Below are 9,817 nucleotides of genomic sequence, written 5' to 3'. Positions count from 1 at the left end.
GCGCGGACCCGGTCGGGGTGCAGACCGGCCATCGCCCACGCGATCTCGCCGCCCGTGCCGCTGCCGACGACCACCGCGTCCGCGGCGCCCAACGACTGGATGACACCGGCCACGTCCGCCGCCAGCGTGGGGACGTCGTAGCCCTGCGGCGGCTTGTCCGAGCCGCCCGTGCCGCGCACGTCCATGGCCGCCACGCGGTACCCCGCGTCCGCGAGGGCGGGGAGCTGGTGCCGCCACGCCCACCAGAACTGCGGGATGCCGTGCAGCAGGACGACCAGGGGTGCGTCCCGGTCGTCGGGTCCGGCCACGGCCACGTGGAACCGTGCGCCGTTCGCGGCCACGTAGCGGTGCTCCCAGGGGCCGTCGATGAGGAGCGAGGCGGAGTCGACGGTGCTCATCGGTGCGAACCTACCGGTTCCCGCGGTCGGTGCGGGAGGCTGTGGCCGCCTCCCGGGCGTGATGTCGGTCGCGCTGGGCGAGCGCGCCGCCGCCGAGCAGGGCGGCTGCGAGCGACGCGACCAGCACGGAGACCACCACGTGATCGTCGTGCGGGCTGCCGGCCCCGAACGCCAGCTCGCCCACCAGCAGGGACACGGTGAACCCGATCCCGCCGAGCAGCCCGATCGCCGCGACGTCCGCCCAGCCGAGCCCGGGGGCGAGCGCGGCGCGCGTGAACCGGGCGACCAGGTAGGTGGCGCCGAGGATGCCGATCGGCTTGCCGAGCACCAGTCCCAGGGCCACCCCCTGTGCCACGGGATCGGCGAAGGTCGTCTGCAGCGCGTCGGCGGTCAGCGTGACCCCGGCGGCGAACAGGGCGAACACCGGCACCGCGATGCCGGCGGACAGCGGGCGCCAGGTGTGCTCCCACCGCTCGGCCAGCGACTCGGCCGGCAGGTCCGTCAGGTGCAGCGCACGTCGGGTGGCCTCCTGCGTGCCGGGCACGACGAGTCCGAGGGCCACGCCGGCGATCGTCGCGTGCACCCCGGACGCGTGCACCGCGGCCCACGCCACCACCCCGAGCGGCACCAGCAGCCACCCGCTCACCCAGCCCCGCCGGACGACGAGCGCGAACACGACCACGGTGGCGGCGCCGGCGCCGAGCCAGAGGGCCGAGACGGACTCGGTGTAGACCACGCCGATCACGACGATCGCGAGCAGGTCGTCGACCACGGCGAGCGTGAGCAGGAACGCGCGCAGGGCGTTCGGGAGGCTGCGGCCGACGATCGCGAGCACCGAGACCGCGAACGCGATGTCGGTCGCCGTCGGCACGGCCCAGCCGCGCGCGTTCCCGTCGGCCGCCGTCAGGTTGACGGCGAGGTAGAAGATCGCCGGCACGAGCATGCCGCCGACCGCCGCGACGATGGGCACCACGGCCGTGCGGGGGTTGCGCAGCTCGCCGGCGACGATCTCGCGCTTGAGCTCGAGGCCGACGACGAAGAAGAAGACCGCCAGCAGGCCATCGGTCGCCCAGGTGGCCAGGGTCAGGTCGAGGTGCAGTGCCGCGGGCCCGACGACGGTGTCGGAGACCGCCGCGTACGACGACGGATCGACGTTGGCCCAGAGCAGGGCGACGACCGTGCCGGCCAGCAGCAGCGCGCCGCCGACGCGCTCCTCGCGCAGGGTGTCGAGCAGGTTGCGCTCGGAGCCGGGGGAGAGGGGGGCGAACAGGCGGCGGGCGGGGGTGGGCACATGGACCTCCGGGCAGGCGGACGCGACTGCCGACCAGGCTTCCCGGCACACCTGGGGTCAGGCTAGCGGGCTACGCCTCCGCGGGCTCCGGCAGCTCGGCGCGACCCTCGACGGCGCCGCGGCGGTCCTTCGGCGGGTCGAAGCGGTAGCCGACGTTGCGGACCGTGCCGATCAGCTGCTCGTGCTCGGGCCCGAGCTTGGCGCGCAGGCGTCGGACGTGCACGTCGACCGTCCGGGTGCCTCCGTAGTAGTCGTAGCCCCAGACCTCCTGCAGCAGCTGGGCGCGGGTGAACACGCGACCCGGGTGCTGCACGAGGTACTTGAGGAGCTCGAACTCCTTGTACGTGAGGTCCAGGGGCCGACCGCGCAGGCGAGCCGTGTAGCCGCCGGCGTCGATGGTGAGCTCGCCCGACGAGATCTCCTGCGGGGCGTCGTCGTACCCCGCGGTGGCCGCGCGCTCCATGACGAGCCGGAACCGCGTCTCCACCTCGGCTGGGTTGGCCGTCTCCAGGATGATGTCGTCCGCGCCCCACTCGGCGGTGACGACCGTGAGGCCGCCCTCGGTGAGCACGAGGATGAGGGGGACGGTCAGACCGGTGGCGCGCAGCAGCCGGCACGTGGTCCTGGCGGTGACCAGGTCCCGCCGGGCGTCGAGCACGACGATGTCCGCATCCGGTGCGTCCACGAGAGCCGACGGTTCGACGGGGAGCACACGGACGCGATGGGACAACAGACCGAGGGCCGGGAGCACCTGGGCGGAGCCCCCGGACGCTGGAGTGAGCAGCAGCAGATCTGCCACCTGGAACCTCCCCGCGTGCGAGTGGGGGCCACGGTACCGCGCGCTACGGCCAGGTTGCGCGCGGGTGTCGAGGGCTGGCGTGGCATCCCCCACACGGATGACCCGTAACGCCGGTGAAACGGTGACGAGATGCGACAATCGGCGGCGTGCTCCTCCCCTCCCTGCTGACCGGTCACCCGTGCGCGCCATCGCTGTCGGCGCCCGTGACCCCCGCGGGACGGTAGGAGACCCATGCAGCTCGCCACCCGGGCGGTCGTGACGGCCGTGCTCGCCGCCGCCGTCGCCGTCGCCGGCTACCTCGGCGGCCTCCCGCTGAGCATCACCGCCGCCGTGCTCGCGATCGTCTTCGCACTCGGCTGGCCGGCCCTCGCGGGCCTCCCGTTCATCCCGGGCTCCGCCGCCGTGGTCGCGCTCGGGGGAGTCGGAGCCGTCACCGTCGTCCACCTCACCCTCACGCAGCCGTACCTGAGAGACCTGCCGGTGGTGTTCGCCGCGGCGATCCTGCTGGCGTTCGTCAACGAGCTCCTGCGTCGCGACGGCCGCACCCGGCTGGTCGAGTCGGTGTCGGGGACCGTCGCCGGGACGCTCGTCGCCGTCGCGGTGTCCGGCTGGGTCGCGATCGGGCGGATCCCCGGGGGCGAGCCGATCGTGGTCGCCGGGGCGCTGGCGCTGGCCGTGGGCTCGGCCGTGGTGGCGCTGCACCTGGCGCCGTGGGTCGGTGCGCTGGTCACGGCGGGAGCGTCGGCCGCCGCCGGGACCCTGGGCGCGCTGCTGCTCCCCGGGATCGATCCCCTCGCCGGCGCGCTGCTGGGCCTCGCGGTCGGCATCCTCGTCGCCACGCTGCACGCGCTGTTCGACCAGCTTCCCTCGCTCGAGCGTCGCTGGCCGTCGCTCGCCGCGGTGACCCTGCCGGTGACGGTGACCGGCATCCTCGTGTACGTCGTCGGCCGGGTCCTGGTGGGCTGACCGTGCCCCGCCTGCTGCTCGTCGTCGCCGTGCTGGCCCTGGCCACCGTGCTCGGGCTGTGGTGGCGTGCGCGCAACGGCAGGTACACCGCGGTCGACCCTGCGCTGCTCGCCTCCGCACCCGCCGACGTCGAGGACGACTCGCGGCTCACGGCCGGCGAGGTCGGCAGCCCGCTGGGCACCCGGGCCACGTTCGTGCAGTTCTCCAGCGAGGTCTGCGCACCGTGCCGCCGCACCCACGCGGTGCTCGCGCAGGTGGTGTCCGAGCACGAGGGCCTCTCACACGTCGAGATGGACGTGGTCGAGCACCTCGATCTCGTGCGACGCTTCGGCATCATGCGCACCCCGACCACGCTCCTGCTCGACGCCGACGGCGTCGTGGTCGGTCGCATGTCCGGTGCCACGGACCGCCGCCACGCGCTCGCTGCGCTCGAGGCGTCGTGTCCGGGCGGGGTCTCCGCCGTCTGACGCCGCGCTCCTCGAGGGGCGACTGCCGGCCGTGCGGTGATCCCGGCCGACGGACCCCCACCCCTCGCACGACCCCAGGAGCCCCCATGAGCACCCCCGTCCGCACCGACGCCCCCGCGGGCATCGATCCCCGCGGTCCGCGCTTCGGCGCCGCCGTCACCCTCGTCCTGCTCGTCGCCGTGCTGCTGCTCGGCACCACCCCCGCCGCCTCCGTGGTCCTCGCCGTGATCGTCGGGAGCTTCGCGCTCGGGGCGTTCGGCGGCATCGGCCGCACCTGGCAGGGCTGGGTGTTCAAGAAGCTCGTCCGCCCGCGCCTGGCGCCGCCGACCGAGCTCGAGGACCCCCGCCCACCGACGTTCGCGCAGCTGGTCGGCCTGATCATCACCGGCATCGGCCTGGTGCTCGGGCTCGCCGGGGTGGCCGTCGCCGTGCCGGTCGCCGCGGTGTTCGCGCTGGTCGCGGCGTTCCTCAACGCGGTGTTCGGGCTGTGCCTCGGCTGCGAGCTGTACCTGCTGGGTCTGCGGCTGCGTACGCGCAGGACCGTGCAGGCCTAGTAGACGAGCGCCTGCGCGCGCTCCGCCAGCGACTCCTCGACGAACACCGCCGCGCCCGCGATCCGGACGCCCGGCAGCACGTCCTGCGGACCGATGCCCCGGCGCGCGGCGCACTGCGTGCACACGGTCACGCGACCACCCTCGAGCACCAGCTCCAGCAGCTCGGCCAGCGGGGTCGCGTGCTCGAGCACCAGGTCGCCCGCGCGCCCCGGCAGCGCGAACCACGCCGACTCGCCCGTGAGCCAGAGGCTGACCTCGGCACCGGCCGCGACCGCCGCGGCGGCCACCGTGAAGGCCTGGTTGGTGGCCTCGGGGCGCTCGGTGCCGGACGTGGTCTTGATCACCAGGGGGCGTGGCGTGGGGGTCATCGGAACAGGTTAGGGGTGCGCTCTCGTTAGGATCGTCGGCATGACTGCACTCGAGGGAGTCTTCATCGGCCTGCTGGTCGCGGCCACGCTGGTGATCGGCTGGTTCGCCTGCTTCGTCGTCTACCGGCTCTACAAGGGCCAGCGCTGACGTCATGCCCTGACTGACTGGGAGGCCCGCTGTGCCGTTCGTCCTGCCCGACCCCGAGGGGCTCGCTCCCGAGGTCTACCCGTTGGCCTGGCTGCTCGGCACCTGGCGCGGCGAGGGTGTCGTCGACTACCCCGGCATCGACGAGGCGACGTTCACGCAGGAGATCGTCATCGCCAGCGACGGCGGACCGTACCTGTCGTACACGTCGACCATCCGGCTCGTCGTCGCGCCGTCCTCCACGGCCGCGCTCGAGGACGAGCCCCCCGCGCCGGTGTGGCAGACGGAGTCCGGCTACTGGCGGATCCCGCCCGAGCGGCCCACCGACTGGGGCCTCACCGAGGAGCAGCACCCGGTCGAGCTGCTGGTCGCCGACCCGTCGGGGCATGTCGCCCTGTACATCGGCGCGGTCGGCAAGGGCCGCATCGACCTGGTCAGCGATGCGATCGTCCGCGCGGCCAGCGGCGCCGAGGTCAGTGCCGGCAAGCGCCTGTACGGCCTGGTGAACGGCGAGCTGATGTGGGCGCACGACCTCGCGGCGTTCGGCCACCCCATGCAGTCCTACGCCTCCGGCCGCCTCGCGCGCGTCGAGGCCCTCACCGACGACGAGGCCTGATGACCACCGACGCACCCGTCGACACCCCTGCGGCACACGGCGAGCCGCCGCGGCACGTCAGCCCCCTGCTGGCGCGCCGGGGTGCGGTCCGGGCCGCAGGTCCCGACGACGGCGTCGCCTGGCACTACGGCGACCCGACGGCCGAGCAGCGCGCACTGTCGCGCGGCGGCGCCGTGGTCGACCAGTCGTACCTGGGCGTGGTCACCGTCACCGGGCCCGACCGGTTGAGCTGGCTGAACTCGATCACGTCGCAGGAGCTGACCACGCTGGCCCCGCGCACGTCGACGGAGCTGCTGGTGCTCAGCCCGCAGGGGCACGTCGAGCACGCGGCGGGCGTGGTCGACGACGGCGAGACCACCTGGCTGCTCACCGAGACGCCGATCGGGCTGGCCGCGTGGCTGAACCGGATGAAGTTCATGCTCCGGGTCGAGATCGCGGACGTCACCGACGACTGGGCGGCGATCGGCGAGCCCGTCGATGCCGAGGGCACCGCGGACGAGCCGATCACCTGGCGTGACCCGTGGCCGACCACCGCGGTCGGCGGCACCCGGTACGGGCCGGCCGACGACGAGCACCCCGGTGCCGACCGCGACTGGCGGCTCGTGCTGGTGCCGCGCGACCGGCTGGTCGAGGAGGTGCGTGCCCGGGAGGCCGCCGGCTGGCCGCTCGTCGGCACGTGGGCCAGCGAGGCCGCGCGCGTCGAGGCGTGGCGCCCGCGCGCGTCCCACGAGGTCGACCACCGGACCATCCCGCACGAGCTCGACTGGCTGCGCACCGCCGTGCACCTGACCAAGGGCTGCTACCGCGGGCAGGAGACCGTCGCGCGCGTGCACAACCTCGGCCGGCCCCCACGCCGCCTGGTGATGCTGCACCTCGACGGATCCGGGCACCTGCTGCCGGAGCCCGGGGCCGCGGTGCACGACGTGGTCAAGACGGACAGCTCGCAGGAGCCCGGACGGGTGGTCGGGCAGGTGACCACCGTCGCGCGGCACCACGAGCTCGGACCGGTCGCGCTCGCCGTGGTCAAGCGGTCGGTGCCGTCGGACACCGAGCTGGTGGTCGACAGCGAGGCCGGTGCGGTCGCCGCCGGGCAGGAGCAGATCGTGCCCGGTGACGGGGTGTCCGTGGACCGGCCGGCCGCCCGCGGACCTCTGACCCGCGGCCTGGGGCAGCACCCGATGCTGTGAGCTCCTCGTGACGGGCACAGACTCACGCGCCCGCCTGGTGATCAGGGCGCGGGTCCGGCAGGGGTCGTCCCGCGTCCGGGCGGCCTGGTTCCCGATCCTCCAGGCGTCGCTGGCCGCGGCGATCTCGTTCGCCATCGCCAAGTACGCCGTGGGCCACCCGTTCCCGTTCTTCGCGCCCGTCAGCGCCTGGATCGCCCTCGGGTTCACCACCGACCGGTCCGTGCGGCGCGTGGCGGAGCTGGCGGTCGGGGTGGCGATCGGCGTCGGGCTCGGGGACCTGCTGGTGCACCTCATCGGCAACGGCCCCTGGCAGGTCGCGGTGGTCCTGTTCATCGCCGCGATCCTGGCCCGGTTCCTCGACCGGGGTGGGATGCTCACCACGCAGGCGGGCGTGCAGGCGCTGGTCATCGTCGGCCTTCCGGCCGTCAGTGCGACCGGTGGCCCCCTCGGCCGGTGGATCGACGCCGCGATCGGCGGTGCGGTGGCGCTCGCGGTCGCGCTGCTCACCCCGCGCGACCCCCGGCGGCACCTGCGGACCCTGGCGCGTGCGGCGGTGGAGGACCTGGCCGCCGTGCTCCGCCTCCTGGCCAGCGGGCTGCGGACCGGGTCGACGGCCGACGTGCAGGACGCGCTCGTGCGCGGGCGGGCGTCCCAGCCTGCCCTCGACGAGTGGTCCGAGACCGCGACCAGTGCGACCGACCTGGCCCGGGTGTCACCGGCGATCCGCAAGTACCGCGACGAGCTGGCGGGGCTCGGTGGCAACGCCGTGCTCATCGACCGCGCCATGCGCAACGCGCGTGTGCTGGCGCGACGGTCCCGGTCGACGGTGGACGCGCAGAGCCACGACCTGACGACGATCGCCGCGCAGGTGGAGGACACCGCGCGCGCGGCCGMCGAGCTCGCGGCCGCCCKCGGTACAGGACGCGACCCGGAGCGGGCGCGGTCGCAGCTGCTCGCCGTCGCCGGGGCGCTCGACCCGTTCCAGCTGGCCGCCCGCGACTGGCAGGTGCAGAGCCTCGTCCTGCTGCAGCGCTCGCTGGTGGTCGACCTGCTGGAGGCGGCCGGCGTCCCACCGCGGGACGCCCGCGAATCCCTCCCGCAGATCTGACCCGCGGCCCCTCAGGTTCGGTACGGTCGCTGCGTGGACGTCCCGGTCAGCGCGCTGCGCGCAGAGCTCAGGCAGTGGATCGAGGCGGCGCGCGCCGGGGAGGACGTGGTGATCACCGAGCGCGGGATCCCTGTGGCACGGCTCAGCGGCATCGAGTCGGCGGACCTGCTCAGCCGGCTCGAGCGGGACGGTCTCCTGACTCCGGCGTCGTTGCCGCGGCCCGCCGCCCGCGCGGGTGACCGGTCCGCCGCCAAGGGCGGGGTCTCGGACCTGGTCCGCCGGCTGCGCCGCTGAGATGGCGATCGTCTACCTGGACACCAGTGCGCTGGTGAAGCTCTGCGTCGCCGAGCCGGGGTCCGCGCTCGTCGCGGCGCTCTGGGACGGCGCCGACCTCGTGGTGACGTCACGCCTGGCGGACGCCGAGGTGCGGGCGGTGCTCGCGGGTGGCCGCAGGGCCGGACGCCTCGACCGGGAGGCCGCCGCACAGGCGCTGGCCGCGTGGGAGCGGCTGTGGCCCGCGCTGCACGTGCTGGAGCTGCAGGACGTCGTGACCGCGTCGGCGGCGGCACTGGTCGGCAGGCACCCGTTGCGTGCCGCCGACGCCCTGCACCTCGCGTCGGCACTGCAGCTGCGGTCCCCGGACCTGGTCGTCGCGGCCTGGGACGACCACCTCGTCGCCGCGGCGCGGGCCGAGGGGCTGCTCGTGGTGCCGTGACGTCTCGTAGGCTCACCCCGTGATCGCCAGCGCGCAGGTCGTCATCTTCGTCGTCTTCTACATCGCCATCTTCGGGTTGAGCCTGTGGGCGCTCATCGACCTGCTCGGGCGGCCCGCGAGCGCGTTCCCGCAGGCGGGCAAGCGGACCAAGGGGCTCTGGGGGGCGATCGTCGGTGTCGCCACGGCCGTGTCCTTCAGCGTGATCCCGATCCCCGGCGTGCCGCACCTGCCGTCGTTCCTGGCCCTGCTCGCCGCAGTGGGCGCGATCGTCTACCTCGTGGACGTCAAGCCCGCCGTGGCGCCGTACTCGCGCCGTCGTGGACCCCGAGGCCCGAGCGGTCCGTCCGGCGGTTGGTGAGCGTGCCCGACATCGGCACGGACGCGGTCCCGCTGGCGCGGGTGCTGCGCGGGGGGCTCGTGGAGTCCGTGCACGCCGGACACGTGGTCGTCCTCGCGCCTGACGGGTCGGAGCGCCTGGTGCTCGGCGACGCGGACGAGACCATCTGGGCGAGGTCGTCGCTCAAGCCGCTGCAGGCGGTCGCGATGCTCCGCGCGGGCCTGGACGTCGACGGCGCCGCGCTCGCCCTCGTGTGCGCCAGCCACAACGCCGAGCCGGGGCACCTCGACGTCGTCCGGGGTCTGCTCGCCGGTGCGGGCCTGGGTCCCGACGACCTGCGGAACACCCCGGACTGGCCGCTCGACGCCGACTCGGCGTGGCAGTGGCGCGCGGACGGGCACGGCACCGAGCCGCTCACCCAGAACTGCTCGGGCAAGCACGCGGGGATGCTCGCCACGTGCGTCGCGGCCGGCTGGTCCACCGAGGACTACCTCGACCCCGGGCACCCGCTGCAGCGGTCCACCCGGGACGTGATCGGCGAGCTCACGGGGGTCCCGGTGGAGCGGGCGACGGTCGACGGCTGCGGTGCCCCGCTGTTCTCCACCACGCTGCGCGGGCTGGCCCGGTCGTTCGCGCGGCTGGCGTCGGGTGACGGGCTCGAGGCGCGCGTCGGGAGCGCGATGGCCGCGCACCCCTGGCACGTCGCGGGGACCGGCCGGGACGCCACGCGGTTCATGGAGGCCGTCCCCGGCCTCGTCGCCAAGGACGGTGCCGACGGCGTCTACGCGGCCGGCCTGCCCGACGGCGGGGCGGTCGCGGTGAAGATCGTCGACGGCTCGGCGCGCCCGAGGCCGGCCGTCCTCGCC

Annotated in this window: 14 protein-coding genes; 10 read left to right on the top strand and 4 right to left on the bottom strand. The window is 74.7% G+C overall.

Features of this window, described 5'->3' with window-relative positions; genetic code table 11:
• The 3 genes from AC1DUQ_RS10855 to AC1DUQ_RS10845 form a co-directional block, all read right to left on the bottom strand.
• Window positions 1–398: alpha/beta fold hydrolase (locus AC1DUQ_RS10855; RefSeq protein WP_477073780.1), on the bottom strand; the 398-nt coding region annotated here is incomplete at its 3' end.
• 10 nt (window positions 399–408) lie between these two features.
• Entirely contained in the window at window positions 409–1,689 is a 1,281-nt protein-coding gene (gene nhaA / locus AC1DUQ_RS10850) for a Na+/H+ antiporter NhaA (RefSeq protein ID WP_477060935.1), read from the bottom strand.
• A 70-nt stretch (window positions 1,690–1,759) separates the two neighbouring features.
• Window positions 1,760–2,488 carry a winged helix-turn-helix transcriptional regulator gene (locus AC1DUQ_RS10845; protein WP_056087713.1) on the bottom strand — a complete coding sequence of 243 codons (729 nt, stop codon included), beginning with the start codon at window positions 2,486–2,488 and terminating at the stop codon, window positions 1,760–1,762.
• A 231-nt stretch (window positions 2,489–2,719) separates the two neighbouring features.
• Between AC1DUQ_RS10845 and AC1DUQ_RS10840 the strand changes: the two genes are divergently transcribed.
• The 3 genes from AC1DUQ_RS10840 to AC1DUQ_RS10830 all read left to right on the top strand — a co-directional run bounded on the left by AC1DUQ_RS10840 (window position 2,720) and on the right by AC1DUQ_RS10830 (window position 4,475).
• Entirely contained in the window at window positions 2,720–3,454 is a 735-nt protein-coding gene (locus AC1DUQ_RS10840) for a hypothetical protein (protein ID WP_477060936.1), read from the top strand.
• A gap of 2 nt (window positions 3,455–3,456) precedes the next feature.
• Window positions 3,457–3,921: a thioredoxin family protein gene (locus AC1DUQ_RS10835; protein WP_477060937.1), complete on the top strand. Its 465-nt coding sequence runs from the start codon at window positions 3,457–3,459 to the stop codon at window positions 3,919–3,921.
• 86 nt (window positions 3,922–4,007) lie between these two features.
• The gene (locus AC1DUQ_RS10830; RefSeq protein WP_477060938.1) at window positions 4,008–4,475 is read left to right on the top strand and encodes a DUF4395 domain-containing protein; all 468 of its coding nucleotides are present in this window, start codon (window positions 4,008–4,010) and stop codon (window positions 4,473–4,475) included.
• Here the strand turns inward: AC1DUQ_RS10830 and AC1DUQ_RS10825 are convergent.
• The gene (locus AC1DUQ_RS10825; protein ID WP_477060939.1) at window positions 4,472–4,843 is read right to left on the bottom strand and encodes a DsrE family protein; all 372 of its coding nucleotides are present in this window, start codon (window positions 4,841–4,843) and stop codon (window positions 4,472–4,474) included. The two genes, AC1DUQ_RS10830 and AC1DUQ_RS10825, sit on opposite strands and share 4 nt — an antisense overlap.
• Before the next feature lie 179 nt (window positions 4,844–5,022).
• On the opposite strand from AC1DUQ_RS10825, the gene AC1DUQ_RS10820 reads away from it, so the two are divergent.
• The 7 genes from AC1DUQ_RS10820 to AC1DUQ_RS10790 all read left to right on the top strand — a co-directional run.
• Entirely contained in the window at window positions 5,023–5,604 is a 582-nt protein-coding gene (locus AC1DUQ_RS10820) for a heme-binding beta-barrel domain-containing protein (RefSeq protein WP_477060940.1), read from the top strand.
• Window positions 5,604–6,791 carry a CAF17-like 4Fe-4S cluster assembly/insertion protein YgfZ gene (gene ygfZ / locus AC1DUQ_RS10815; RefSeq protein ID WP_477060941.1) on the top strand — a complete coding sequence of 396 codons (1,188 nt, stop codon included), beginning with the start codon at window positions 5,604–5,606 and terminating at the stop codon, window positions 6,789–6,791. The genes AC1DUQ_RS10820 and ygfZ overlap by 1 nt, the downstream gene beginning before the upstream one ends.
• A 7-nt stretch (window positions 6,792–6,798) precedes the next feature.
• The gene (locus AC1DUQ_RS10810) at window positions 6,799–7,899 is read left to right on the top strand and encodes an FUSC family protein (protein WP_477073779.1); all 1,101 of its coding nucleotides are present in this window, start codon (window positions 6,799–6,801) and stop codon (window positions 7,897–7,899) included.
• A gap of 33 nt (window positions 7,900–7,932) precedes the next feature.
• The gene (locus AC1DUQ_RS10805) at window positions 7,933–8,193 is read left to right on the top strand and encodes a type II toxin-antitoxin system Phd/YefM family antitoxin (RefSeq protein WP_477060943.1); all 261 of its coding nucleotides are present in this window, start codon (window positions 7,933–7,935) and stop codon (window positions 8,191–8,193) included.
• A gap of 1 nt (window position 8,194) precedes the next feature.
• Window positions 8,195–8,614, top strand: coding sequence for a type II toxin-antitoxin system VapC family toxin (locus tag AC1DUQ_RS10800; RefSeq protein WP_477060944.1), 420 nt, complete (start codon window positions 8,195–8,197; stop codon window positions 8,612–8,614).
• 19 nt (window positions 8,615–8,633) lie between these two features.
• The gene (locus tag AC1DUQ_RS10795; RefSeq protein WP_477060945.1) at window positions 8,634–8,972 is read left to right on the top strand and encodes a DUF2516 family protein; all 339 of its coding nucleotides are present in this window, start codon (window positions 8,634–8,636) and stop codon (window positions 8,970–8,972) included.
• 11 nt (window positions 8,973–8,983) lie between these two features.
• Window positions 8,984–9,817, top strand: an 834-nt coding sequence (locus tag AC1DUQ_RS10790) for an asparaginase (protein ID WP_477073781.1), incomplete at its 3' end; no start/stop codon positions are given.

Source organism: Cellulomonas sp. P4_B5_2, from assembly GCF_056402235.1.
Note: the sequence above shows the minus strand (reverse complement) of the source record. Positions and strands in the feature narration are given on the sequence as shown.

Bases quoted from the DNA above. Each gene is read 5' to 3' on its own strand.
- AC1DUQ_RS10840 (WP_477060936.1), top strand. From the start codon at position 2,720: ATGCAGCTCGCCACCCGGGCGGTCGTGACGGCCGTGCTCGCCGCCGCC.
- AC1DUQ_RS10800 (WP_477060944.1), top strand. From the start codon at position 8,195: ATGGCGATCGTCTACCTGGACACCAGTGCGCTGGTGAAGCTCTGCGTC.
- AC1DUQ_RS10825 (WP_477060939.1), bottom strand. From the start codon at position 4,843: ATGACCCCCACGCCACGCCCCCTGGTGATCAAGACCACGTCCGGCACC.
- AC1DUQ_RS10830 (WP_477060938.1), top strand. From the start codon at position 4,008: ATGAGCACCCCCGTCCGCACCGACGCCCCCGCGGGCATCGATCCCCGC.
- ygfZ (WP_477060941.1), top strand. From the start codon at position 5,604: ATGACCACCGACGCACCCGTCGACACCCCTGCGGCACACGGCGAGCCG.